Annotated in this window: 25 protein-coding genes and 2 tRNA genes; 10 read left to right on the top strand and 17 right to left on the bottom strand. The window is 40.1% G+C overall.

Annotation, left to right across the window (positions count from 1 at the left end; genetic code table 11):
• Nucleotides 1–9 precede the first annotated feature (9 nt).
• On the bottom strand, nt 10–873 hold the full coding sequence (locus tag OM33_RS02880) for a diacylglycerol/lipid kinase family protein (protein ID WP_038638531.1): 864 nt from the start codon (nt 871–873) through the stop codon (nt 10–12).
• A gap of 221 nt (nt 874–1094) precedes the next feature.
• Here OM33_RS02880 and OM33_RS22475 point away from each other — a divergent pair, with 221 nt between their 5' ends.
• The 3 genes from OM33_RS22475 (at nt 1095) to OM33_RS02870 (ending at nt 3926) form a co-directional block, all read left to right on the top strand.
• The gene (locus OM33_RS22475; protein ID WP_199922492.1) at nt 1095–1235 is read left to right on the top strand and encodes a hypothetical protein; all 141 of its coding nucleotides are present in this window, start codon (nt 1095–1097) and stop codon (nt 1233–1235) included.
• 410 nt (nt 1236–1645) lie between these two features.
• Nucleotides 1646–3262, top strand: coding sequence for a sensor histidine kinase (locus OM33_RS02875; RefSeq protein WP_234402720.1), 1617 nt, complete (start codon nt 1646–1648; stop codon nt 3260–3262).
• Nucleotides 3243–3926: a response regulator transcription factor gene (locus tag OM33_RS02870; RefSeq protein WP_081990995.1), complete on the top strand. Its 684-nt coding sequence runs from the start codon at nt 3243–3245 to the stop codon at nt 3924–3926. Before OM33_RS02875 ends, OM33_RS02870 begins: the two co-directional genes overlap by 20 nt.
• A 77-nt stretch (nt 3927–4003) precedes the next feature.
• Here the strand turns inward: OM33_RS02870 and OM33_RS02865 are convergent, their stop codons facing one another.
• The gene (locus OM33_RS02865; RefSeq protein ID WP_038638522.1) at nt 4004–4306 is read right to left on the bottom strand and encodes a DUF3718 domain-containing protein; all 303 of its coding nucleotides are present in this window, start codon (nt 4304–4306) and stop codon (nt 4004–4006) included.
• Between the two features lie 281 nt (nt 4307–4587).
• Nucleotides 4588–4890 (bottom strand): DUF3718 domain-containing protein, encoded by a 303-nt coding sequence (locus OM33_RS02860; protein WP_038638519.1) that lies wholly within the window; start codon nt 4888–4890, stop codon nt 4588–4590.
• Nucleotides 4891–5130: 240 nt separating this feature from the next.
• Between OM33_RS02860 and OM33_RS02855 the strand changes: the two genes are divergently transcribed.
• Nucleotides 5131–5221 (top strand) — tRNA-Ser (locus OM33_RS02855).
• Nucleotides 5222–5240: 19 nt separating this feature from the next.
• Nucleotides 5241–5333: transfer RNA gene (locus OM33_RS02850), tRNA-Ser, on the top strand.
• Nucleotides 5334–5587: 254 nt separating this feature from the next.
• Here the strand turns inward: OM33_RS02850 and rraA are convergent.
• The 4 genes from rraA to OM33_RS02830 form a co-directional block, all read right to left on the bottom strand.
• Nucleotides 5588–6073, bottom strand: coding sequence for a ribonuclease E activity regulator RraA (gene rraA / locus OM33_RS02845; RefSeq protein ID WP_038638516.1), 486 nt, complete (start codon nt 6071–6073; stop codon nt 5588–5590).
• A gap of 110 nt (nt 6074–6183) precedes the next feature.
• Nucleotides 6184–6501: a YbjQ family protein gene (locus OM33_RS02840; RefSeq protein WP_038638514.1), complete on the bottom strand. Its 318-nt coding sequence runs from the start codon at nt 6499–6501 to the stop codon at nt 6184–6186.
• A 130-nt stretch (nt 6502–6631) separates the two neighbouring features.
• Nucleotides 6632–7309, bottom strand: coding sequence for a LipL32 family surface lipoprotein (locus OM33_RS02835; RefSeq protein WP_038638510.1), 678 nt, complete (start codon nt 7307–7309; stop codon nt 6632–6634).
• Between the two features lie 94 nt (nt 7310–7403).
• The gene (locus OM33_RS02830) at nt 7404–8285 is read right to left on the bottom strand and encodes a helix-turn-helix transcriptional regulator (protein ID WP_038638507.1); all 882 of its coding nucleotides are present in this window, start codon (nt 8283–8285) and stop codon (nt 7404–7406) included.
• Nucleotides 8286–8452: 167 nt separating this feature from the next.
• Here OM33_RS02830 and exaC point away from each other — a divergent pair, with 167 nt between their 5' ends.
• A complete protein-coding gene (gene exaC / locus OM33_RS02825; protein ID WP_038638503.1) occupies nt 8453–9973 on the top strand; it encodes an acetaldehyde dehydrogenase ExaC in 1521 nt (506 codons plus the stop codon).
• Between the two features lie 200 nt (nt 9974–10173).
• Complete coding sequence (locus OM33_RS02820; RefSeq protein ID WP_038638501.1) at nt 10174–11118, top strand: tetratricopeptide repeat protein; 945 nt, start codon at nt 10174–10176, stop codon at nt 11116–11118.
• On the opposite strand, the gene OM33_RS02815 is transcribed toward OM33_RS02820, so the two are convergent.
• The 5 genes from OM33_RS02815 to OM33_RS02795 form a co-directional block, all read right to left on the bottom strand.
• Nucleotides 11119–11604: a hypothetical protein gene (locus OM33_RS02815; protein ID WP_038638497.1), complete on the bottom strand. Its 486-nt coding sequence runs from the start codon at nt 11602–11604 to the stop codon at nt 11119–11121.
• Between the two features lie 32 nt (nt 11605–11636).
• On the bottom strand, nt 11637–13811 hold the full coding sequence (locus OM33_RS02810; RefSeq protein ID WP_038638494.1) for a cation:dicarboxylate symporter family transporter: 2175 nt from the start codon (nt 13809–13811) through the stop codon (nt 11637–11639).
• A 92-nt stretch (nt 13812–13903) separates the two neighbouring features.
• Nucleotides 13904–14641: a purine-nucleoside phosphorylase gene (gene deoD / locus OM33_RS02805; RefSeq protein WP_038638491.1), complete on the bottom strand. Its 738-nt coding sequence runs from the start codon at nt 14639–14641 to the stop codon at nt 13904–13906.
• A complete protein-coding gene (deoC, locus tag OM33_RS02800) occupies nt 14641–15420 on the bottom strand; it encodes a deoxyribose-phosphate aldolase (protein WP_038638489.1) in 780 nt (259 codons plus the stop codon). Before deoC ends, deoD begins: the two co-directional genes overlap by 1 nt.
• A 319-nt stretch (nt 15421–15739) precedes the next feature.
• The gene (locus tag OM33_RS02795; RefSeq protein ID WP_038638486.1) at nt 15740–16636 is read right to left on the bottom strand and encodes a DUF808 domain-containing protein; all 897 of its coding nucleotides are present in this window, start codon (nt 16634–16636) and stop codon (nt 15740–15742) included.
• Between the two features lie 78 nt (nt 16637–16714).
• Between OM33_RS02795 and OM33_RS02790 the strand changes: the two genes are divergently transcribed.
• Nucleotides 16715–17377: a COG3650 family protein gene (locus OM33_RS02790; RefSeq protein WP_038638482.1), complete on the top strand. Its 663-nt coding sequence runs from the start codon at nt 16715–16717 to the stop codon at nt 17375–17377.
• Here OM33_RS02790 and OM33_RS02785 read toward each other — a convergent pair.
• Entirely contained in the window at nt 17374–17721 is a 348-nt protein-coding gene (locus OM33_RS02785; protein WP_038638479.1) for a thiol-disulfide oxidoreductase DCC family protein, read from the bottom strand. The genes OM33_RS02790 and OM33_RS02785 overlap by 4 nt on opposite strands.
• A gap of 106 nt (nt 17722–17827) precedes the next feature.
• Between OM33_RS02785 and OM33_RS02780 the strand changes: the two genes are divergently transcribed.
• On the top strand, nt 17828–18127 hold the full coding sequence (locus OM33_RS02780; RefSeq protein ID WP_038638476.1) for a DUF6482 family protein: 300 nt from the start codon (nt 17828–17830) through the stop codon (nt 18125–18127).
• Here OM33_RS02780 and OM33_RS21945 read toward each other — a convergent pair.
• Nucleotides 18108–18704, bottom strand: coding sequence for an acyl carrier protein phosphodiesterase (locus tag OM33_RS21945; protein ID WP_052140877.1), 597 nt, complete (start codon nt 18702–18704; stop codon nt 18108–18110). The two genes, OM33_RS02780 and OM33_RS21945, sit on opposite strands and share 20 nt — an antisense overlap.
• Nucleotides 18705–18770: 66 nt before the next feature.
• On the opposite strand from OM33_RS21945, the gene OM33_RS02770 reads away from it, so the two are divergent.
• Complete coding sequence (locus OM33_RS02770; RefSeq protein WP_038638472.1) at nt 18771–19316, top strand: glutathione peroxidase; 546 nt, start codon at nt 18771–18773, stop codon at nt 19314–19316.
• A gap of 54 nt (nt 19317–19370) precedes the next feature.
• Here OM33_RS02770 and OM33_RS02765 read toward each other — a convergent pair whose 3' ends face one another.
• From OM33_RS02765 to OM33_RS02755, 3 genes are all read right to left on the bottom strand, one after another.
• Complete coding sequence (locus tag OM33_RS02765; protein ID WP_038638469.1) at nt 19371–22187, bottom strand: TolB family protein; 2817 nt, start codon at nt 22185–22187, stop codon at nt 19371–19373.
• 94 nt (nt 22188–22281) lie between these two features.
• Nucleotides 22282–23796, bottom strand: a complete 1515-nt coding sequence (locus OM33_RS02760; RefSeq protein WP_038638467.1) for a PH domain-containing protein — start codon at nt 23794–23796, stop codon at nt 22282–22284.
• Complete coding sequence (locus OM33_RS02755; protein WP_038638464.1) at nt 23783–24307, bottom strand: PH domain-containing protein; 525 nt, start codon at nt 24305–24307, stop codon at nt 23783–23785. The genes OM33_RS02760 and OM33_RS02755 overlap by 14 nt, the downstream gene beginning before the upstream one ends.
• Nucleotides 24308–24347: the final 40 nt, after the last annotated feature.

Raw genomic sequence — 24347 nt, 5'->3', positions numbered from 1 at the left:
TCACTGCAATTAAATGATTTTTATCGTTAACGCATTTTTAGCTACTGCAATAACTGCTGGTGTATAGCCTGCTGACTCTCCATCTGCTTGAATCGGCAGCCCCGGGGTTACGATTTCAAGTTGTCTAAATGCGTGTTCCTTCACTTCAGGTAATTTTGTATGTGTGCCGCGGTAGAGCTTTGGTAACGCCAGTACTTTTTTTAATAGTGATGTCTTTTCAACACTATAGCGCATTAAGTGGGATGAACTTAGCTCAGCTTTTGGCGCTATTTTCATGCCACCACCAAAGTATTTACCATTTGCAAACACCGTTAGAAAGTTACTGTACTGTACTTCTTGGCATTCTTGCTGCAGTGATAAGAGTGACTCTTTAAAGAAGAAAAGACAAGTAAATGCATGATATAAATAACTAAAACGTGCTAGCCACCCTTTATTACCTTGGGTTCTCTCAACGATTTCAGCATCAAATCCAACCCCTGCACTGTTAATAAAGTAACGCTCATTTACTTTCCCCAAATCAATACTTAAGGAATGCTTACTATTGACCAGTTGTTTTAACTGATTATTGCTGTAACCAAAATTACGCATAAAGTCATTACCGGTTCCGCAGGGCAGCACAGTAATTGGTTGTGTGCAGTTCGCCATGCAATTTGCTAATTGGTGTAGCGTGCCATCACCACCAAGCATGATAACTTCATCATATTCATTGAGATGTTGTTGGAAAAAAAGCTGATTGTCAGATAAGACAGGAGAAGTGGTAAATACATAATACGTATGTTGATGCTGCTTTAAATAATCAATAAGCCAAGTTAACCAATATTTTTTTTGTTTATTTGGTAAGGGATTTAAGACAATTAAATAATGTTTATGCATGAAATGGAGATAATGACAACGTTAACTCTAAGCTTGCCCGTTAAAGGTTTACAGGTCAAATGCATAGGTAGTACAAGAGTGCTTATGTGAAGTTAATATGCAGGATTGATGACTAGCTATTCGCATTAGAAAATCTTATCTCAAAAATGTAATTTTATTGATTGGATTTTAACCGCCCAAGAGCGCAGAATAGCACTTAGTTAAACAACAGGAGCAATCACATGACTAAGCAAGCGTTAAATCAAGGTGGCCAATCTCAAGGTCAATTAACTCGTTCAAATAATGGTAAAAAAAGTTTATTAGCTAAGTTAAACCGCTATGGCAAAAAACTCGCATTAGCAGGCGCAATCGCATACAAATAAACCATGGTTTATTGGCGAAAAGTCGCACCTGTTTAAAAAGGCTGTAATTTTAGATTACGGCCTTTTTTAATTTATTTATCTAATGACTTATTTTGTAATTAAGTTGTTTAAATAAATTTTAAACTTGGCTTAGGTAAGTTTAATTGTTTCAACAAGCTTAATTTAACCAGTGTGATTACTATATGTCTCGCGTTCCTGTATTACCGTCGGCTGTGATTGACGCAAGAATGTTGTAGTCGATGGTATTTTCAGGGGACAGGAACGCAATCCCAATATTGTTGTTGTCAGAGTTAATAGGTTGGTGAATTATTAGCTCTTTTTACTTCTAACAATATAGTAAACTCGCAGATTTACGGCTAACTTATTATAAACCTTTAGTTAGTTGTTAACCCATTTGAATGGAAAAGCAGTTGAATCACCTTCCTTATCAAATCCAAAGCCATCTTACGCATAAGCTGCTTGTTGCTTTAGTGATTCTTTCATTGTTCAGTTTAGCAATGGCCGGATTGTATTTTGATAGCTCCAATCGCTTTAAACAAAACGCACAAAAATCAGAATTAGTGCATAAAATCCTGAATCAATATTCCAATATTGCACTTTATACCTTCGAAAAGCTTGTTGCGATTGGCGAAATGTCTCGTAATGGTATTGTGCTCACACCTGAATTACGTCAAGAAAATGAACAAAAACTGCGAACTTCAATTGTTGAAGTACGTGATTCGCTATTACAAAAATTGGCGTTAGCGCCAGATTTAAGTTCACGTGATGAGTTGGCGGTACTTGATAAAGTGACGCAAAAAGTAGAACGAATAATTACGACCTCGCAAGAGATCCGCTCGTTAATTAACAAGGGTGAACTTTCAGAGGCGCAGAGTTTATATCGCTTGTTACAGCAGCAAGGTGTTCATGCAGAGTTTAATGCATTAATAAGTGAGGCGGTAAAACAAGAAAACTTACAAGCAGAGGCCATTCGCGACAACACGCAAGTAATGTCTGAGCGCAATAATCGCTACCTAGCAGTGGCATTAGGCCTATCAAGCTTGTTTATGATGCTTACTATTTGGTTTTTTTGGCAGCGTATTTCAAAAGCAACAAGGCAATTACAATTTGCTGCTAGTCAATTTACGGCTGGAAAGCTAGAGCATCGCATTCCAAAGTTAAAAGACAAAGAGTTTGCTAAGTTAGCAGAGGCCTTAAACTTTATGGCGAGCGAATTAAAAGCCAAGCATAGTGAGTTAGGGCTGGCGAAATTACAGCTCGAAGAAAAAGTGCAAGAGCGCACCAAAGAGTTGGCTCTCAGTAATGAAAAACTGGCTCATGTTGATAAACAAAGGCGTCAGTTTTTGGCGGACATTTCTCATGAATTACGTACACCACTGACAATTATCCGTGGCGAGTCTGAAATCTTACTGCGCAGTCAATCAGATAATGTGGATGACTATTTAGCGACCTTAGTTGCGGTTGTCGATCAAGTGAGCCATACCACAGCACTCATTGATGATTTAATGTTAGTTGCACGTTCTAGTGCTGGTGAATTAAACCTCACCTGTAGCGAAGTTAATTTAACTAAGTTGATCCAAGATATTTGTTATGTCTATCAACGTAAAGCACAGGAGCGTAGTCAAACTCTGAGTTTTGAATTGAGTGAAGAGGTTACACTCACTCTTGATGAGCGACGTATTCGCCAAGTTGTGATGATTTTGCTTGAAAATGCGCTGAGCTATTCAACCTCTGGTGCAGTCACAGAGGTTAAGCTGATGTGCCGTCAGCAAGTTGTAATTCTAAAAGTGATTGATTCTGGGCAAGGCATAACAAAACAAGAGCAAGAGCACATTTTTGAGCGATTTTATCGTAGCAATCGTTCAAACACGCCAGGGTCAGGCTTAGGTTTACCTGTAGCAAAAGCAATTGTTGATGCTCATGGTGGTCATATTAGTTTAAAATCAAACACTTCAGGTGTAGGCTCTGTAGCTACTATACTATTACCGTTAAATGGTGAGGAACGTAATGAGAATTTTATTAGTTGAAGATGATGATCGTGTCGCGAGTTTTTTAGAGCGCGGCTTACGCGCTGAAGGCTACTTTGTTGTGCGAGCCAGCGATGGAAAAGAAGGGCTTGATCTTGCCCTTGAAGGTGACTTCAATTTAATTTTGCTAGATATTATGTTGCCCGGCTTAAACGGCTTAGAAGTATGCCAAGCACTGCGAATTAAAAACTTTGAAATTCCAATTATTATGCTTACGGCAATGGATGCATCGCAGGATATTGTTCATGGTTTACGTCTTGGTGCTGATGATTATGTGACGAAGCCATTTGCATATGAGGAGCTTTTAGCACGCATTGAAGCAGTGACACGTCGCAAGCCAGCTCAAAAAGGTCGCACAAATACGCTTGAATTTGGATCTTTATGCTTTGATCGCGATAGCTACATCGTTACTTTGGCAGAGCAAGAGATCTCTTTAACTGTAAAAGAAATGGCAATACTTGAGTTATTGATGACAAACCCTGGTAAATATTTAAGCCGAGAGCGTATCTTAAGTAATGTTTGGGGCATGGAAATGGATCCAATGACCAATGTTGTGGATGTGTATATTGGCAAGCTTCGTAAAAAATTGATGTTACCAAACAATGATGAAAGCATGATAGAAACTAAGCGAGGTATAGGCTATCGCTTGGTATCACCAGAATAAATAAGCTTCTTTTATCCATTAAAAAGGGCGAACTCATGTCGATGAGTTCGCCCTTTTAACTTCAGGTAATTGTTGGATTAACGCTTTGCAATATAGGTTGCAGCATTGTTGTTAGGGTAAAGGTTTTTAGCCACTTTAGCTGCGTTCATATCTTGTAAAAACTGTGCAAGTGGTTTGCCGTCACATTGAATGTTCTGAGCAGCTTTACGAACCGTTTGGTGTTCCTGCTTAAGTAAACGACGCACTTTACTCACTTTATCATTTGCTGCCGCGGCGCAGATTTGTGAAGCACGGCTGCTGTCAGCAGGAACAACTTTTGCTGCAGCGTTGAAAGAAAAAATGCTTGATGCTGCGATGGTTGCTGTAATTACTTTATTCATGTCTCATTCCCTCGGATGTTTGGGTTAATTCGTTTTGTTGGTGTCTATATTAGGGATATTTTTGATAACGAAGTGAGCTAGGTGATTAGCGGTAAAGTTCGGTGATTGGTGGCAAACAGCAGTGATAAAGTAGTGAATAAAGCACTTGTTTTAATTGAATTAATAAAATCAAACTTCGCATTAAAATTTGCCGATAGGGCAAGTTTATAGCTATTTTCAAAATATAAAAAAGGCGAGTTACTTTCCAGTAACTCGCCTTTTAACTTCAGGTAATTGTTGTATTAACGTTTTGCAATATAGGTTGCAGCATCGTTGTGAGGGTAAAGATTTTTAGCCACTTTAGCTGCGTTCATATCTTGTAAAAACTGTGCAAGTGGTTTGCCGTCACATTGGATATTTTGTGCAGCTTTACGAATGGTTTGGTGTTCCTGCTTAAGTAAACGACGCACTTTACTTACTTTATCATTAGCTGCCGCGGCACAGATTTGTGAAGCACGGCTGCTGTCAGCAGGAACTACTTTTGCTGCTGCGTTGAAAGAAAAAATGCTTGCTGCTGCGATGGTTGCTGTAATTACTTTATTCATGTCTCATTCCCTCTGATGTTTGGGTTAATTCGTTTTGTTGGTGTCTATATTAGGAATATTTTTAATAGCGAAGTGAGCTTGGTGATTAACGGTAAAGTTCGGTGATTGGTGGTTAATAGCTGTGATAAAGGCAATTTTTCTAATTAATTTAATAAAAATGTTAATTTTTTGATGTTTATTTAAGCAAACAAACTTTTTGCTATTTACACATTAGAATAGGCTGAGTATTATTTTGGCCATGGAGAGATGGCTGAGTGGTTGAAAGCACCGGTCTTGAAAACCGGCATAGGTTAATAGCCTATCTAGGGTTCAAATCCCTATCTCTCCGCCATTTTATAAGTATTTGCGCTGGAGAGGTGGCCGAGTGGCCGAAGGCGCTCCCCTGCTAAGGGAGTATAGGGTTTGTAGCCCTATCGAGGGTTCGAATCCCTCCTTCTCCGCCATGTATAAAGCAAAAAACCCCGCAACTTGTTGTGGGGTTTTTTGCTTTATGGTGTGTGAAGAGAGGCTTTGGTTCGAACCCTTAGTTCGACAATCTTACCTACGAGAAAGGTCAGAAAAAATTGAGCCGCCAATGCGCCACGAAGTGGGCGAGTGCAGAATGCACAAGCGCTAATCCCGATTTCTCCATTTCAAAACACAAATTCAAACCTAGCATAATCTGTTTTGGGGTTTTTGTTTCAAAATACTGACAATACTAAACGCTGAGCTCATCTTTGCTTATTAATAACCCATTACGATCACCATAAAGCCAATCACCATTATGAATGGTGATATCTAAAAAACTAACAGCATTTACTTGATCGCCTAATCCTTGTTTTTTGGTTTTGCGTGGCGTATTACCTCTAGCCATAACAGCCAGTGACATGTGTTCTAATATCTCAATATCGCGGACGCAACCATTGATAACGATTCCGCTCCAGCGATTTTCAATTGCGTGCTGCGCCAAGTTATCACCTAAAAATGCAAAGTGTTGGCTGTTGCTTGCATCAACAACAAGCACTTTACCTTCACCATTGGTGCGAACTATTTCACCAACTAACGAGTTGTCATGGGGGCATTGAATAGTGACAGCTTGACCATAGAACTTTGTTATTTTGCCGAAGTGCAGTAACCCGGCTGAGGCAACTTGAAGTTGATCACCATAGTAATCGTAAAGATCGGGAGTTGTGAAGTCTGTCATTAGCAGTGCCAAATTATTTGCGGTAAATAAATTAAAGCACTGCTAAAAAGGTTAAATAAATTTATCTTACTAATAATTGTTATTTCTTAACGAAATAGCATTGGAATTGGTTACTTCGTTAGTTTAACCGCGGTGCCGTAGGCTAAAATTTCAGACATACCCGCCGCAACGGCACTTGTTGTAAAACGAACATTAATAATGGCATCAGCGCCCAAACGTTCGGCTTCGTCAACTAATCTTGCTTGAGCAACGGCACGAGCATCACTCATCATCTCGGTATAACCTCTAATTTCACCACCAACAATTGTTTTAAGGCCAGCCATAATATCTCGGCCGACGTGTTTAGAGCGTACAACATTACCGGTAACGAGTCCGAGCGTTTGTGTTATCTCGTAGCTTGCAACTTGTTCTGTATTGGTAATAATCATCTTGATACTCCTGTTTGATTTAAAACAAGCGTAAATGTTTTTGCTTCAGAGTTTTTTAAAGAATGATGGGCGGGAAATAAAACGGATAAGTGGAAAAGTGAGCTCGATAAGTTATCGAGCTCAAAAATAATTAACCTTCGTTTACAAGATTATGTAATTCTTCTAAAGAAGCGGCAATTTTAACGCCAGGTACGTTTGTACCAACGGTTGCTTCAAACGATCCTTCAACCGCTGAACGGAATGAAGTGAAAGAAATACGGTATACACCACGAACAAGCGCTTTAGTTGGGTTGTTCACATCTGATGTTTGACGAAGTAATGAATTGTAGCTCTGACCACCTGGATTTTGCGGTAATTCGCTGCTGTCGTCATTGTAAGTAAGTGTTTGTAGTGACTTACCGCCATTTTTGATCTTCGCTGGGTCAATAATGTCCATGCGGTCAAGCACTAGGTACGTATCAAAAAATGTTTTTGAATCTGAACCATAGTTTTTAGTGTAGTTAGCATTTACAAAGTCGCTATCCGCAGGCGTTGATGTTGCAGGTGAAACCATTGAAACACCAATTTCATCTACTGCAGCAGGAACCCAAGCGTAAAGGTAGTATGCGTCTTTATTTTTGTATTTGCCTTCAGGTTTTACTGATGCATCAACATAACCAAAGTAGTTGGTGTAGTTTGCATAAGGTAAGCGTGCTTCAACACCAGCTACACTTTGACTTACAGAACTTTTGAGTGCAGGGCCACCTGATGATACACATGCGCCTAGAGCGATAGTTGAAGATACGATAAGAAGAGCTTTTTTAAACATTAAAATATCCTTTTTAGTCCTTGTTATAAAATTGCGGAACATATTACATGTATTGGTTGATTTTTCAACAAACTTAAAGGCAAACAAAGTTTATCTAGTTAAAATCGTGACTTTGATATTGCTTTGGACTACAACCAAATGTTTGCTTAAAGCGACGACTAAAATAGCTAAGTTCACTAAAGCCATAATCGTAACACACTTGAGTAACAGCTTTTCCTTGCTTCAACTTTACAGCAGCGGCATAAAGCTTTTGTTCGACAATAAATGTTTGTGGTGTACAACCTAAATGGCGTTTAAATTCGAGATACAACTTACTGCGCCCCATGCCGGCACTTTTACACAGATTTTCAATAGAGATAGGCTGTTTTAAATTTTGCTTAATGTAGGAAATAGCTGATTGTAAGGCGTTGTGTCCAAGCAATTGGCTGCAATGTTGTAACACCAATTGGCGAGACTTATCTTGCAGCATACGCACTAAAAGTTCGCTAATGCCTAAATCAATGAGCACCTCTCGATCGCGTTGGTTTTCGCTAAATGTATCCACCAAACGCTGATAAAGTTGCTGTGTTAAGGGGTTATTACGCAATTGAAGGGTAGTAGCTTGTTCACTATAAAAAGCCTGCTCCAAACGCATTTTTTCTGCCACTTCTTGTACTTTCTGGCTATCAACTTCAATGGTCAGGCAGGAGGTAGGTATCTTGATATGTGCGACAGGAAAGTCTATTTCAACGTGTTCACCCCCAGCAATAATAAAGCTTTGCCCTGGTAAAAACTCTTGGCCAGATTGCATGCTGTGATGGTGCATTATTTTTTTACCTGTATGCATCGCACAGAACATTAACTGCTCCGCTTGAAAAGGTATTCGCTCACAGGCTTGATAAGTATCGTAAACACATAATTGCACATGTTCACTATTAAACGCGGCACGATTGTCAATTAAGGTGCTGATTTTACTACGCTCAAGTTGTAGTGACATGCCTGTCTCCCGAGTTTTACCGTTCTTCATAATGGCTAAATTGTGCACTCTCAGTCAAGTAATTTGGATGGAGAATCAAGCACGAATCAATTTTAAGCCCTAGTCTGTGTGAGCACATATATAAGTTGAAGCAACTTTCTAACAATAACACACATAAAGGAAAAACAATGATTTATGCTAATCCTGGGCACGCAGATGCCAAAGTGCAATTTAATGCACAATATGAGAATTTTATTGGTGGTGAGTGGGTTGCGCCTGTTGACGGCCAATACTTTGATAATACAACACCGGTAACAGGCGAAGTCATTTGCCGTATCCCACGCTCTAACAGTAAAGATATTGAATTGGCACTCGATGCTGCCCATCAAGCGAAAGATGCATGGGCGCAAACATCGGTTACTGAGCGCAGTAACTTAATGCTAAAAATAGCTGACCGCATCGAGCAAAATTTAGAGATGTTAGCCATTGCTGAAACTTGGGACAATGGTAAAGCAGTACGAGAAACGCTAGCGGCAGATTTGCCACTTTGTGTTGATCATTTCCGTTACTACGCAGGGTGTATTCGCGCGCAAGAAGGTTCAATTGGTGAAATTGCCTCAGACACAGTCGCTTACCATTTTCATGAACCATTAGGTGTGGTGGGCCAAATTATTCCATGGAACTTTCCGTTATTGATGGCCGCTTGGAAGTTGGCACCAGCTCTTGTTGCAGGAAATTGTGTTGTTCTTAAACCTGCCGAACAAACGCCTGTTTCAATTTTGAAATTGATAGAAGTTATTGGAGACTTATTACCTGCAGGGGTACTAAATGTGGTAAATGGTTATGGCGCAGAAGCTGGCCAAGCCTTAGCAACTAGTACGCGTATTGCCAAAATCGCGTTCACAGGGTCAACGCCTGTCGGTTCACACATATTAAAATGTGCTGCTGAAAATATCATTCCTTCTACCGTAGAACTTGGCGGAAAGTCACCTAATATATACTTTTCAGACATTATGCAGCAAGATGAAGAGTACATTAGTAAATGTGTTGAAGGTGCAGTACTTGCGTTTTTCAACCAAGGTGAAGTGTGTACCTGTCCATCACGTTTACTGGTACAAGAAGATATCTACGATGAATTTATCGCACGAGTGATTGACCGAACGAAACAAATTAAACGTGGTAATCCACTTGATACAGAAACTATGGTGGGCGCTCAAGCATCGCAAGAGCAATTTGATAAAATTTTAAGTTATCTTGCAATTGGCAAGGAAGAGGGTGCGCAATTACTCGCAGGTGGAGGCGTAGAGCAAATATCCGATGAGCTTGGTGGCGGTTACTACATTCAGCCAACCTTGTTTAAAGGGAATAATCAGATGCGTATTTTTCGCGATGAAATTTTCGGACCTGTGGTAAGTGTTGCCACCTTTAAAGATGAAGCTGAGGCACTAGCCATTGCTAATGATACCGAGTTTGGTTTAGGTGCAGGGCTTTGGACTAAAAATATGAATCTGGCTTATCGTATGGGGCGTGGTATTGAAGCTGGCAGAGTATGGACGAACTGCTATCACCACTATCCTGCACATGCTGCATTTGGCGGTTATAAAAAGTCAGGTGTTGGCCGTGAAACACATAAAATGATGTTAGATCATTATCAAAATACCAAAAACTTACTAGTAAGTTATAGCGATAGTCCACTGGGATTCTTTTAAATTCTAACTTTTAAACCCACCAAGGCTCTTTTAAGAGCCTTTTTTATTGCAAAAATGACGATAAAAACAGGCATACTGTTAATTTGGTGTAATGGTTTTTGAGATGCATGTTCTTATCTGTAAGAAAATATGTTTGTGATTGTGTTAAGTAATAAATTGCAGTAAATATGGACATAAACTAATCAAATAATGGACTGTCTATGTTGTTTTTCAATATTACAGAACAAGTTTTTGAACACGAACAGTATCTTCAGTGCTGCCTCTGCCAACAATGTGCAGTAAGTGCACAGAGCAAAATTAAATCTCTGCGTTTTGGTTTAATACCACTCTTTCCTTTTGCCCTAAAGAAAGCGTCTCATTGTGCTAATTGTGATAGCAAAAATGTGCCCGAAAATAGCCGTAGCGTTGAGGTACCAATCATTTCCATTATGAATAAATTTGTTGGCTTGATTCTATTACTCGTGTTAGCAGTGTGGTTTTGGCAAAAACACCATCGCGCTGTAGAAAATGAACTAGAAATAGTGCATAACCCACAGGTAAATGATTTTTACTTTTTTGACTACAGCAAACTCTTACAAGAAGATTATTATCAAAAGCGCGTGGTCGCGGCAAAAGTTATTGCTGTTGAAAATGATGCACTGACTTTACAATTTAGTCGATATAACTATTCGCGAGAGCGCGATCTTCAAATATCCGCTCGCAGCGATAATTTTGTGCAAGATGGGTATTTTTTCACTGCGGGTGAACACTATAGTCAGCAGCAAATAAAAGACTTATTTGAAAACGGCACCCTTTATGCTGCCTACAGGCCTCATGCGATGAAGTTATTTGGAGGTTTTGTTGTTATGCCAACAAAACCGAAACCGCTTTACCAGGGTTTTGAATTGAATAAGGCAAATCAAGAGGGCATTGCCTACTATCAAGAAGATGCCTTTTCGCTTGCGTTTGAATCTTTTACTCAAGCAGCTGAGCAGGGGGATGACTGGGGACAATACAATTTAGCTAAAATGTATTTAGATGGAGAAGGTACACAAGTTAATAAACAAAAAGCAGATTTCTGGCTTACTCAATCTGCTAAACAAGGGAATATTAACGCTAAGTTGTTATGTACCGAAGCCAAAATGTGCAGTGAAATAAGTAAATAGTTAAATAGCGCTTTCTAACTCTTCAATGCACGATTTACACAAATCGAGGTAACTGTGGATGTTGTTTTTAGTCCAAAGTTGCCTTTTTTGTGCACTCTCTTGCAAGATAAAGTTATTAAAGTCTTCGAAGGCAAAGGGGGTATAGTTAGCGATGTGATGTTTAAAGGCTTGTTGAACCGATTTCTTACCAAGCGCTGAATCACTAATAACACTTTCAGATGCCTCAACCAATAATCCAGTAAAGCGAAGTAGTTCAACCTTTGGCGAACCTGCACGCTGCACGCGAACAAAACGCTCATGCAATAAGTGTTGCTCTTCTTTTGCGAGTTCAATCACAATTTCACTTAAATACTTGGTCTCGCGATTGGCACCATCGAGCGTACTTGAAAGTTGTTTTGCTTTACGTTTGTAGTTTTCCCCACGCACATAGAGGAAAATCATCGCGAATACGGCCAGTGCAATACTGCCCATTATGGTAATGTTCATAGCTAACCTAATTGCACTATATTGTAAATAAACTAGTCTTTAGTAACTGATTTTTCAAGTATTATATCGTCCAATACAGACCACCTTCGCACATAAGGTCGGCTGCCTTTACCTAAAATCCAGTAGTCGTAAACTTCTTGTACCTTACCATTTGCACGACGAATATCGAGCCATGCATTAAGGTAATTAGCAAGATCGCTATGGCGCTTGGCGACTGCAAAGCCTGTAGGGTATTTGGTTTTAACCCCTTCAGGGACAACGACTCCGAAATCAGGGTAAAACATGGTCCACGCAAATCCTGCTTCGGCACTAATGAGCAGTGCATCAAACTTTTCGGGATTGGTAAAGAAATCGCGGTAGCTGTCGATATTTGTCAGCGCATAATGCTTGTTACGCTTAAACTCTTTGCCAAGCAAGGCTTGATATTCAATGGTGGCAAAATCCAGCGACTGATGAGCTTTTAAATCCTCTAGCGTTTGAAACTCCTTAATACGGTGATCCAAAGTCACCAAAGCCAATTGCAGTTCAAGTACAGGATCAGTAAATAGCACTTTCTCAATATCATCGAGGTTAATTTCTAACCCTGACATTGCGATATCGAAATAACCTTTATTTAGGTATTCAGTAAGTTGCGGTTTGTTAAATGGAATAAACTCCACTTGAACGCCGAGGTCTTCTGCCAGCTTATGGGCTAAGCTAATGTCGAAACCAACTAACTCATCATTATGATTAAAATAACTAAATGGCACATTGTCAGCAATGTATCCGACTCTAAGCAAATTACGCTTTTTAATTACACTAATGTTTGTTAGTGATAACTTACCACCTTCATAGGCTTTTGGAACATGGTTGAGTACGTGCTCAGGTACTTTATCGCTGACTACCATATTGGCAATAATATCATCGGCGTTGTTAGTATTTTGCAGTAGCATTGAGTTAACGGTGTATGCCGTAAGCATGCATGCAGGGAGGATCCCAGCGATTAAAGAAAAGTATAAAATACTTTTTGCACGCTTAAAGCTGATTTGTTTTCGCACGTAAAAAATACTTAGAAACGCAACTGCAACGATATATACAACGGTGGTTGGTGATACAAACTTGGCGCTAATGACCGACATTGCCAAGTAGAGCTGATAGGTGTCAGCTGGTACTCGCACGGTTTCCAACATGTACGGAATTGCAATATGTACATTGGCAAAATAACTAAATAAAGCGCTGATTGTGATGTTTGGTACATCAGAAAGGGTTGCTTCATGACCCGTTAGCCAAGCGGCAAATAAGACAAATATCAGCGTTGTTAGCTTACCTAAACTCGGGAATGTGAAGGCAATAGGCACTAGCACTTCGGCAATATGGTCTGACTTTGCATCAGCAATATTGTTTTTGTGCATATAGCTTTTAATACCTTCGGTAATTACCGGCAGGGTAATAAATACATTACCGGTAGTAAACGCAGTGATTAACGCGTTACGTGCTACATCAATAAGTTCATGGTATTTAACGGGAGTAAGTGCGGCAACCAACATGGGCAGAAATACAAACATTAAAAATAAACCGAGCAAAATGACCAACACTAAATACACTTGAAGTGTACTGAGCTGTTCAATACTCATGGTGCCTGCAGAACTGGCAGTGATAGCAAAAATACCAATCGGAAAAATCTTTACTACTTTTTTGGAAATGACCGACAAACCTTCGCCAACGACATCTAAAATATTAAGTAAGCTGCTTTTTCTGACATTGCCCATTAAGGCCATACCAAGTGCAATACAAAAAATAACTAAGGCAGGTACATTCCCTTCAGCCATAGAAGCAAAAGGGTTTGAGGGAATATAACGTGCAACAAAATCAATATCTTGCTTGGCAGAGATGAGTGCGGTTGAAAAAAATGTGCCAGCATCGTGTTTTGGTAGAGTAAAAGCAAAACACCAAATCACAAACAAGCCAATGCCCCATAACGACAACATGACCGTAGCAGCTTTAAGCAAAATTGAGCGCACTTGATCGGGTTCGAACTTACCTAAACCAACAATTAGTGAAACAACAATATAGGGGAATATGGTGATTTGCATCAGGTTGATAAAGGCATTACCAACAGGTTGTAAGAATGCCAGTCGTTCACCAAAAACTACGCCTGCGATAACGCCCCAAATTAGCGCCAATAGCATCAGGTTTTTAGTTGCAAAGTAGTCGAAGATTTTTTTCATTATTACACAAATAAATAAAGGGCTAAGGGTCTGTTTTCTTTGCTGCGAAAGGAGCATACCAAAGTGTAAGACCCTGTTTGAGCCCTATTTAATCACAAATTAGTTGTGGTTTGTAACGCTAAGGTGATCATTTCAGCAAAGGAGGTTTGCCTTTCTTCACTACTCAGATGTGTATTTTGGGTAATATGATCTGAAACGGTTAAGATGGTCAGTGCTTTTGCGCCAAACTCGGCTGCAACGCCATATAAACCAGCGGCTTCCATTTCAACTCCTAAAATGCCCATGCTATCCATAAGCTCGAACATTTCCGGTTGCGGTGTATAAAACAGGTCAGATGAAAAGACATTGCCGACTTTCACTGCCAATTGTGATTTGTTTGCTTGAGTTAAGCAGGTATTTAATAGCTTAAAATCAGCAATTGCCGCAAAGTCATGATCTTTGAAACGCATGCGATTCACTTTCGAGTCAGTTGATGCCCCCATCGCAATCACAATATCCCGTAAAGCGACTTGGTCTGAGACGGCGCCACAACTGCCGACACGGATAAGGTTTTTAACCCCGTATTCTGTGATTAATTCTTTTGCATAAATTGAGCAGCTTGGAATACCCATGCCACTGCCCATCACTGAAATGCGTTTGCCTTGAAAATAACCGGTATAGCCGAGCATATTGCGCACGTCATTAACTAATACTGCGTCATCGAGAAAGTGCTCAGCAATAAATTTGGCACGCAGCGGGTCACCCGGTAATAAAATGGTTTCGGCAAAATCATCTTGTTTGGCGTTTAGGTGTGGTGTGGCTGCAAATTCAATTTGATCAAATGAGACCATTAGTAGTCTCCCTTTGTAGAGACTGATTGCGTATCGACATGCAAAACAGTATTTACATCACCAAGTAGACCTGACGCACCAAAACGAAAGTTGCTAGGGTTAACCCAATCTAAATCAAAAATACTGGCGGCAAGTTCTATGTATTGTTTTGCATCAACTACTGTGCGAACACCACCTGCGGCTTTAAAACCAACCTTTTTGCCACTTGATTTAATGGCTTCTAACATGATTTTTGCTGCATTTAGTGTGGCATTTTCAGAGACCTTACCTGTGCTGGTTTTTATAAAGTCGGCACCAGCATTTATTGCAATGCGTGATGCTGTTGCAATCAGTTCGTCACTTTTTAACTCGCCAGACTCAATAATGACTTTTAACAACACATTCTCGCCACAGGCTAGCTTGCATTGTTTTACAAGTTCAAAGCCAATCGTTTCGTCGCCTGAGATAAGTGCGCGATAGGGAAAGACCACGTCTACTTCATTTGCACCTAAGTCCACAGCTTGTTTTGTTTCTAATACGGCTTTTTCTATATCAGCGTCGCCATGGGGGAAGTTGGTTACGGTTGCAATCTTTACTTCGGCATTGAGCTGTGTTTTTGCAAACTCAATGTACTGTGGGTAAATGCAAATGGCAGCAGTGTGCCCCACATTACTACTGGCTTGGTGGCAAAGCGTGTTGATTTCGCTGTCGTTTTCTTTACCAGTTAAGCTTGTTAAGTCCATGCAATGCAAGGTAATTTGGGCAGCTTTAGTTAAATTTAATTGGCTGTTTAAGGTCATACTTTTCTCCAAATAAAATACCAATTCTGTTAACTATGGAAGCCGATATGGCTAGTTAATCGAATTGATATAAAAGTAATCCCAGAACAATTGAGGAGGGAGAGGTAGACTCTCGATCAATAAGCTCACTCATATGCTCTAAGAACATGAGTGGACTTGGTTCCTTGAAGACTTATGGTTGTAACGATCTCCTGATCCTAGCACCATAATTTAAATCCATTTATACCAAGCGCTATTGTCGGCTATTTTTCAGCTAACAGCTAGCGCTAATTTGGCATTAACTGATCTAGTTCATATTTTTACTGAGTAAATTTAAAAACTAGTTATTTCTGAATTTATTCAGTAAAAGTGTTGCGGCCACAATTACTGCTCCTGCTACAAATCCTATAAGGGCATTAAATAGCGTGGGTAAGAAAAAGCTAAGGTCAGTATTAAGTGTAAGATTGATGGTTTCAACGAGCTGTTCAACCGAGTGATGCAAAAAACTACTCCCATGCACCACAATGCCACCGCCCACTAAGAACATAGCAAGTGTGCCAACAATGGCTAACAGTTTCATTAAATAGGGGGCAAACGACAGCAAGCCACGGCCAATCTTTTGCTGCCAAATATGAGGTTTTTCAATTAATAACAACCCAGCGTCATCAATTTTTACAATCAGTGCTACTAAGCCATACACGCCAATGGTCATTAATATTGCGATGACACTTAAAACCGATAATTGCGATGTAAAGCTTTCCGTTGCTACTGTGCCAAGTGAAATGACAATAATTTCAGCAGATAGAATAAAGTCGGTGCGAATAGCCCCTTTTATTTTTTGCTGTTCATAGTGTTTATCGTCTTTATTTTGTGGGCTTTCGTTGTGCTTGTTGTCTTTGTTATGTAACCAAGGTCCTAGTACTTTTTCACATCCTTCAAAACATAAAAATAAACCACCTAGCATCAATAACGGAGTAATTAAAAACGGCGCAAGCGCTGAAATAAGCAATGCTAATGGCACTAAAATAAACTTATTGATGAACGACCCTTTGGCTACGGCCCACACTACAGGCAGCTCGCGGTCGGCTTTTACCCCTGAAACCTGTTGCGCATTTAAGGCCAAGTCATCACCTAATACACCAGCAGTTTTCTTCGCAGCGACTTTGCTCATTACTGCAATATCGTCAAGTAATGTCGCAATATCATCGATTAAGGTAAGTAAGCTTGCTCCTGCCATTTTTTATTCCTTTGATTATAATTCACGCAGAGTAAAGTATTTACCACTATAGTGTTTTTCTCTTTAAAAGGAATCAAGATGTTAAAACATGTGTTTATGCTAATGGTGAGTGCAGCAGTTTGCGGCTGTAGTGCCACAGTACCCTCAAAAAATAGTGAGAGCTTGCAATCACAGCCTCAAACTAAAGCGATTACTATGGTGCTGGAATGTGAGCGTAATTTGAATTTTGTAGCACGTTTAGAAAGCGAAACATTATGGGCATTTTTACCCAAGCAAACACTTGCGTTTGAAGCCGTTATTTCAGCATCGGGTGCAAAATATCAAAAAGGCACAGATTATATTTGGTTAAAAGGTGAACATGCGATGGTGAATTACCAGCAATCCCTTTATAAGCAGTGTGCCAATAATCGCCAAGAAGCGATTTGGCAGGATGCAAAATTTCGCGGCGTGAGTTTTCGTGCCGTGGGTAATGAACCGGGCTGGGTAATTGAAATAAAACCAAATGAATCGATTGAATTTAAGGGAAATTATGGTCAGCAAGTGATTAATTTTAATTATGTAGCACCGATTGAATCAGTAAATAGTTCGCAGTTTAACTTGGCTCAAAATGATAATTTGTTAAGTTTTGAGATCAGCAATTCTGCTTGTCGCGATACTATGTCTGGCCAGACATTTTCTACCACAGTAAGCGGTAAGCTCAATGGCAAACCATTTCTTGGCTGCGGCAGGGCGCTGTTCTAAAGCTGGCATTGTTCGCACTCATAACGCTTATTGTAGCGACGCATTGCCCATGCGTTGTACAGCTTATTGGTAATCCAGTAAAAAACAGGGAGCGATAAAAGGTAAGAAGGCCAGCCGATCGGGTGTGAACGCCAAAGTTGAAAGTTTGCATTAAGGCCGACATGCCATTGGCCACTTTCATCTTGCACATGCAATAAGCGCAGCATTTCAGCTCTTTTTTCACTGGAGAGATTTTGTTGATGAACATCTTTAAAATCAAAAATATGGCTTGATAACTTACGCCATAACGCAATTTCTCTGCGACATAAGGGGCAATTTGCATCGTAGTAAACTGTTTTCTTCATAGACATCCTCATTTTTGTATTTATACGGCTCAACTATAAAAAAGATTGAACGGTTCTCTGTTTTTTTGCGTATTGATTAATAATTAGCCCGTTAAGGAGAGCTACCATGCGCCTCGCTGAGTTTAAAAGCCAAATTGAAAGACACTCGTTGGTACCTACTATTTTTGGCTATGCAGATGCTAATCATTATTTAGTCGGTGCAGAAGACGAAGAGGGTAACTTCTATTCGTTATCTGATGATAACGATAACGTAAAAGTGTTTAATTCAATGTTTGAAGCTGAAACCTGTCTAAAATCACTTGGTTTTACCTCAGCAAATCTGCACTTTCAAACTGCCTATGATGAAATGATAGGTAACGACAAAAGCAACGATACCCGTATTACCATCAATCTAGCAGAGCGTTGAGTTCGTCTCGCTTAGCAAGTGTAAATTGCGTTGTATCGTAATAGAGCTGTTTAAAGCCATCATCAATGCTTGCTTGATTGGCAGTATACCAATCAAGCATTTGTTCTAGTGCTACGGGTTTTCGAAATCGCTTACCAGTATTTTTTAACGCTACCGCTATGCCAGATAAACTACTGTAACTTGCAAACCAGTTATCTGTGGTAATCAGATAAATTTTGTGTTGGTAATCGGCAGGTAAAACAGCCTGATAAAAATACCTTTCATCACGCAAAATCTTATAAAATTTTTGGCATAAAACGTTGTAGTTGATGCCCAATTGTTTAGCGAGTAAGTGATCAAACAAAATATCCAATCCTACGCCAGCGTATCTTCGCATCTCTTTAAATCCACTTTTAAACTGTTGGCTTACATAATGAGAATCTGTGTAGCTGTCGATGCTCCGATGCAAGCGAATACCAAGTTCCAGCTCGCGCGGCAAATATGATAATCGGCTTCCTTTAACAAAATCACCTAAGAGGTTTCCTGTTAAACTCGTATTTGATAGATATGCTAAATGTAAATGTGCAAAATAATTCAAATTTTGTTCGATCTTTAGGACAAAAATAACCGTATACTGAGTATATTAAAATAACTAGGATTGGACATGAAACACCTTAAAAAACTGCTGTTATCCACATTGGTTGCTCCCTCACTTTTTGCATTTTCGGCTATTGCTTCAGAGTGTAGTGATTTTACCAATCAAGAATTACGTAAATTACGCTCAAAAGAAACCATTAACTTATGTGAATTTAAAGACAAGCCCCTGCTTATTGTAAATACAGCGAGTAACTGTGGTTTTACGCCGCAATTTGAACAACTAGAGGCACTTCATAAAGAATATAAAGATAAAGGCTTAGTGGTACTGGGTTTCCCATCAGACAGTTTCTTCCAGGAAGAAAATGATGAGAAAGATACGGCAGATATGTGCTTTATCAACTACGGTGTTACCTTTAATATGATGGCAACCACGGATGTAAAAGGCAGTGATGCGAACCCTATTTTTAAACACTTAGCAAAAGAAACCCGCTCTCCAAGCTGGAACTTTAATAAGTACCTAGTGAGTAAAGACCGTCAAACAGTAACGCATTTTGGCTCTCGCGTTAAACCACAAAGCGATGAACTGAAAGCCGCAATAGAAAAAGCGCTTTAGAAACCAAAAAAAACCGCTCACCTTAAATGAGCGGTTTGAATTTTGAATGTCTATTTATAGGCTATACCAAAGCCCTAACCAACCTCGTACTTCATCTTGAATAGTATCCCCTTCAATTTTGGCAATACCAAAATCAATATTTAGATCATTTAAGAGTGATGGCGCAACGGCAAAGTCAAATTTGCTATTAAACTTAACCCCGTAGCTTGTTGCGAAGTCCTGGTTATCCAAGTCATGCTGGGCAACATAAAGCCATGGCATGTTTTGTTTAAATGCAATGCCAGCGCCAAAGCGTTGGTAGTCATCGCTCAGTGCAGTATAAAAAGGTAATTCATTGATAAGCGAGCGATCTGCTTGTGCTTCAGGCTTGATTAAACTTGATGCAAAACCACCAATGTTCAGCATTGTGTCATCGCGTTGTTGCGTATGGTAATCAACATATAGTGGGATTGACCACGCTTTACCAAACACTTTTAAACTGGCATCAAACCCTTGCCAGCTGCCACTTGTTGCATCACCGCTATAAATGCGAGCTGATGCACTTTGACCAATAGCAAACGACTGCCAATCGCGCTGCCATACTTGCTCAGCACCTAATGCAAACCATTGATTGTAAGCATCGCCAGTATCTTTATAAGAATACGCAAGGTGGCTGTTAACTTTAAACGCACCATTACGATATGGGTAACTCGCTTGTAAATAAGCACCTGTTGTATCTTCTTTTACAGCGAGTACATCTGGATGTTGATACTGATTTTGGGCGTTAATTTTATAGTCAAACGCATGGGCTAAGAACTGCCATTTATTGTATTGATACTTCGCATCAAAATAGGCGCCATTCAAAGCATTTTTATTATCAAGCGCGCCACCAAACTGCCAGCTTAATTTATTTAATAAATCTTTCCCTTTTACACCGACATGCAATAGCGCTGTACTTGCGCTGTTGTATTGCTCTGAAAGCGCAAATGAAAGCGTTTGGTCTGTGGCAGAGTAATCTCGCTGAGCGCCTACTTCTTGCTGGTAAATTTTTGCTGGTGGCAAAATATATTGCTCTGCTTTTTCAGTGGTTGCGTGTAATGTTTTCGCCCGCTCACTTACTTGTGTAACAGTCGCATTTTCGCCAAGTTGATAAATATCTGGACCTTCAGAGTTCACCGCTAAATACAGTAATCCGTGTTGCTTGGTTGGCATAGGGTATTGCATAACTTGCTGGCCAGCGCTGAGTTGTTCTAGCGTATCTGAGCTAAAAGTATAGCGATAAATATTTGTCTCACCATTTACACCGGCAACGAAATAAATGCTATTTCCCTCAGGGCTCCACTTAGGGTAAGACAGGAACTGATAACCTTTTGGCATAGGTACATTTATGTCTTTGCCGGTAGCAAGATCTTTAACCCATAGAGACCAGTTTTGATTTAACTCGGTTTTTAGATATGCCAGTTTGCCATTTTTGAACTGTGGAAAGTCATACACAGTGTCAATTGAAGGAGCGGTTAAATCGCTAATTTGACCTGTTGTTAAGTCGATTTTTACTAATTGTGAATAACCTTGCTTTACGCGTTCTGCATAAGCGATATTAGTATCCGCCAGTGAAAATCGGCGCACATTAGCAAGCTCGGTAAGCTGTTTGGTTTCACCAGTGTCGCTGTTCCAACTGAACAAGTCCTGGTGGAGGGTGTTCATTTCGTTATTTGCTGTGCTAAACGCACCGTAAATAAGCGTGGTGTTATCTTGCCATAGCGGATTCAAAATACCTTTTCGGTTGATTGAATTCAGGGTCTTTTTAGACTCTTTTTTAAAGCTAGTAGGTCTGCTGTTTGCAATATCTTTCGCATCGTCTTCGAGTAACTCTTTTTGCGCCTCTTCAAACTCGTCAATGGCATCAGCGTTCTCTTCTGTTGCATAGATGGTAAGTTTGGTATTGCCCTTTTTATCCTTGCTTACGATAGCAAGCTTATCTTCATCTGGTGAAATGCTTGGCGCTGTTTGAATGTAATCGAGATCAAACCACTCTTTGGTATCTAATGGCGATTGCGTTGCTTCTTTGCTGAGTGCCTTATGGGTATATTCCGCAACAAAACGACGATATAGTTTGCTTGGTTTTTCAAGGAAAACACCTTCGAAGGCCGATTCAAAATCACGCTTTTTAACGGCTTGCATGCGTGTCCAAACTGCATCTAGCTGTTCTTTGCTGTAGTTTTCTTCGAGCCATTGTAAATAACGCACACCAACAAGATAAGCCATTGAACCTGCCATGTACCCACCGTCTTCTTCGCTCAGCTGGCTGTAGCTTGGTAGATTGCCCTCTTTAGCAAACTGCATAATCAGTGATTCAACGTAGTTGTCATGTAAGCGGCCACGGCCTGTCATTTGTGATTCGAGCAAGGTTGCATAACCTTCAGCTGCCCAACGTGGGGTTGGGTTATGAGTAAGGTCATAGAGGCTAGAAAAGTTACGCAGCTTTTGGCGCCACTCACTGCGCGTTGGCTGCGCTAGGTGCACTAAATGCACGTATTCATGCAGTACTAATAATTGTTGCCAGCCCGAGCTATTTGAAATCACTGTATCTGACTGTGGCGGTGTGGCAAAAAACGCCATCATAGGATCAACACTGCTTGGAATGGCAAAGCCGTTCGACTGGTTATATGGATCGAATACAATGACATCCACTTGTTTATCCAGCACGCGATTCTGTTGTTCTTTTACTTTTTCACGGACAATTTCCAGCTCATTCGCAGCAGAAGTTGCCCAGCTTTGGTAGGCTTTTGGAAAATGAACTTTAAAGTTTTCTGTTTCAATGGTTTGCCAATTATCGTTGGCAGCTGTTGCAAAGCTTGCTGCAACCATCAATGAGAGTAATGACTTTTTCATATTATTTGTTCCTTGAATGATGCGGGCTAGCTTAATGCATCAGATATAAGGAAAAAAATAATAGTGATAAACGGTTAATCTCAATTATTGATGGTTACATCCAGCGCTTTTTGCTGGTTTCTGCCAAGAAAATAAGCTGATTCATTACCTGATTAACATAACTAGATGGCAAGTAAGGAATGGTTATGCCACCACTGGCTAACTGAAAACGTAATGTGCTTAGCTGTTGTTTACGCATAGGTGGCGTTTGTATGGTGGCGATTTGTTGAATTTTGAAGCCTTTAAAAACTTTGTAACTTACGCCAACTAGGCCTTTTCGTGTGAACACTTGTTCGCCATCAAAGTAAAAGCCAAAGCGTTTATAGCGTAAAAAGCTTAACCCTGCGCCTGCGAGCATTAGCACAATTAATAGTGGCCATGCGCCATTTATCAAAGGTTCATAGGCACTGATACTCACAATTGTCAGTGGCAAAAGCCAATAAAGCAGATACGTTTTATAGAAGTAATTAATTGCAATAGGTTGAAAAGGGATGTCGGTAATGGCGACTTGCTTATCCCAGCATAAATTCATGACCTCACTAACTTGCGATTTTGTGAGTACCGGTACAATTAAAGATTGCCCTTTTTTCACGGTATTGGCATGGCTGTTATTAATTTGCTTACAGTTGATGGTGTAGCGCTTTAATAGCTTAGCAATCCAGTTTTGTTTTACCTCTATCGATTGAATCTTATTGATGCTTAATGACATCTGATGGCGCTCAAAAAGGCCAGAGACACGTTTAATCTTGTTTTTTTCTAAGCTTAATTCGTAATTATAAAAACGAATAAGTGCGCCTAGCAGAGAGGCTAAAACAAAAATACCAATACCACTTAGTACTATGATTGTGCCAGCCGCAATTTCCGCATGTTCGTTACTATTTAATGAATTAGTGATTAGTTCAGTCAGTGGGGCTGCAAAGTCTTGCTTAATATAATCAATAATTTGCGTTGTAAATGGCGCAAGTGCTGCGAGCACTAAAAACATCATGCCCGACATTAAGCCGAACTTAGCGACTTCAAAATTAGCTAATGTGAGATCGGGAGTATTTGCATCTTCTTGCGCTTCGCTTTGTTGCTCGGCATGCTCAGGCATGGCACGGTAGTTAAAGATTTGGTCGCGCATCGTATTGGCATAATCAATACTAATACCGGGTAATACAACCTCTTGTTGCGAAGAGCCAGCCGCATCAAAATGACTATTTACTAATGAAAAGGGGGCAAAGTAAAACGGGGTTGCTAAGTTAACATTTTGCACTTTGGCAAAATTTAGCGTCACGCGTTCTTTTTTAAATACGCCTTTGCGTAATACTATTTCGTGCTCAGTAATTTTATAGCGAAAATTAAGGTAATAAAGCACCGCATAAATCACTAGCACTACTACCAAAGCGCTGACCACAGAAATAAACCAGAACAACTTATTCTCGACTTGTGTTACCCAAATGGCTAATGCTGGCGCGGCATTAATAAAGCCATCTTTTACAAAGCGCACAATAAAATGTAGTACAAAGTAAACAATGGCAACTGGCGAGAGCTTTTGCCACGCTGCTGGGTTTGTTTTATTCGTATTCATGTTGTTCACTTGCGGTGTTAGCTAAAATAAACTGCCTTAGTTTGCTTGCGCGCTCTTGTGTGAGGCCATGAATTTCCAAATCAGCACCAGCGCCCCCCGCGGTAAACAGTTTTAGTGTGGCAAGTTTGAGCTTGCGCTCAATCGGGTTACGGTGCGTTTCAATATGCTGAATTCGGTTAAATGGAATAGCGATGGTCCGTTGCCAGAAAACACCGCGTTTTAACAGTAAATCGTGCTCTCTCAGTGCGATGCCTGTCATGGCTACACTGCGTTTAGTAAACCACGCGATATAGATATTGAGTAATACCAAGGCCCCAGCAGCGAGAGCGGTGATAAGATTTGTCACTGGCGGTAAAAAATAGAGAAAAATAGTCACGGCAATGGAAATCGGCAAGACAAATACAAAGGTGCCAATAAGTGCTTCTTTGGTTGCTTGCTGATCTAATGGCTGAAAGTCTGCTTGATTATAATCTGGCAGCATTTGCTCGAAAACTTGTTGATTGCTAAACACAGGCTAACTCTTATTTCTTTATTTTTGTCTATTAAAACAA

Origin of the sequence: Pseudoalteromonas piratica (assembly GCF_000788395.1) — a bacterium.
GTDB classification, from domain to species: domain Bacteria; phylum Pseudomonadota; class Gammaproteobacteria; order Enterobacterales; family Alteromonadaceae; genus Pseudoalteromonas; species Pseudoalteromonas piratica.
This window is presented reverse-complemented; position numbering and strand designations above follow the sequence as displayed.

Coding starts and splice junctions, on each gene's coding strand:
- OM33_RS02880 (WP_038638531.1), bottom strand. CDS start 873: ATGCATAAACATTATTTAATTGTCTTAAATCCCTTACCAAATAAACAA.
- OM33_RS22475 (WP_199922492.1), top strand. CDS start 1,095: ATGACTAAGCAAGCGTTAAATCAAGGTGGCCAATCTCAAGGTCAATTA.
- OM33_RS02870 (WP_081990995.1), top strand. CDS start 3,243: ATGAGAATTTTATTAGTTGAAGATGATGATCGTGTCGCGAGTTTTTTA.
- OM33_RS02865 (WP_038638522.1), bottom strand. CDS start 4,306: ATGAATAAAGTAATTACAGCAACCATCGCAGCATCAAGCATTTTTTCT.
- OM33_RS02860 (WP_038638519.1), bottom strand. CDS start 4,890: ATGAATAAAGTAATTACAGCAACCATCGCAGCAGCAAGCATTTTTTCT.
- rraA (WP_038638516.1), bottom strand. CDS start 6,073: ATGACAGACTTCACAACTCCCGATCTTTACGATTACTATGGTGATCAA.
- OM33_RS02840 (WP_038638514.1), bottom strand. CDS start 6,501: ATGATTATTACCAATACAGAACAAGTTGCAAGCTACGAGATAACACAA.
- OM33_RS02835 (WP_038638510.1), bottom strand. CDS start 7,309: ATGTTTAAAAAAGCTCTTCTTATCGTATCTTCAACTATCGCTCTAGGC.
- OM33_RS02830 (WP_038638507.1), bottom strand. CDS start 8,285: ATGTCACTACAACTTGAGCGTAGTAAAATCAGCACCTTAATTGACAAT.
- exaC (WP_038638503.1), top strand. CDS start 8,453: ATGATTTATGCTAATCCTGGGCACGCAGATGCCAAAGTGCAATTTAAT.
- OM33_RS02820 (WP_038638501.1), top strand. CDS start 10,174: ATGTTGTTTTTCAATATTACAGAACAAGTTTTTGAACACGAACAGTAT.
- OM33_RS02815 (WP_038638497.1), bottom strand. CDS start 11,604: ATGAACATTACCATAATGGGCAGTATTGCACTGGCCGTATTCGCGATG.
- OM33_RS02810 (WP_038638494.1), bottom strand. CDS start 13,811: ATGAAAAAAATCTTCGACTACTTTGCAACTAAAAACCTGATGCTATTG.
- deoD (WP_038638491.1), bottom strand. CDS start 14,641: ATGGTCTCATTTGATCAAATTGAATTTGCAGCCACACCACACCTAAAC.
- deoC (WP_038638489.1), bottom strand. CDS start 15,420: ATGACCTTAAACAGCCAATTAAATTTAACTAAAGCTGCCCAAATTACC.
- OM33_RS02795 (WP_038638486.1), bottom strand. CDS start 16,636: ATGGCAGGAGCAAGCTTACTTACCTTAATCGATGATATTGCGACATTA.
- OM33_RS02790 (WP_038638482.1), top strand. CDS start 16,715: ATGTTAAAACATGTGTTTATGCTAATGGTGAGTGCAGCAGTTTGCGGC.
- OM33_RS02785 (WP_038638479.1), bottom strand. CDS start 17,721: ATGAAGAAAACAGTTTACTACGATGCAAATTGCCCCTTATGTCGCAGA.
- OM33_RS02780 (WP_038638476.1), top strand. CDS start 17,828: ATGCGCCTCGCTGAGTTTAAAAGCCAAATTGAAAGACACTCGTTGGTA.
- OM33_RS02770 (WP_038638472.1), top strand. CDS start 18,771: ATGAAACACCTTAAAAAACTGCTGTTATCCACATTGGTTGCTCCCTCA.
- OM33_RS02765 (WP_038638469.1), bottom strand. CDS start 22,187: ATGAAAAAGTCATTACTCTCATTGATGGTTGCAGCAAGCTTTGCAACA.
- OM33_RS02760 (WP_038638467.1), bottom strand. CDS start 23,796: ATGAATACGAATAAAACAAACCCAGCAGCGTGGCAAAAGCTCTCGCCA.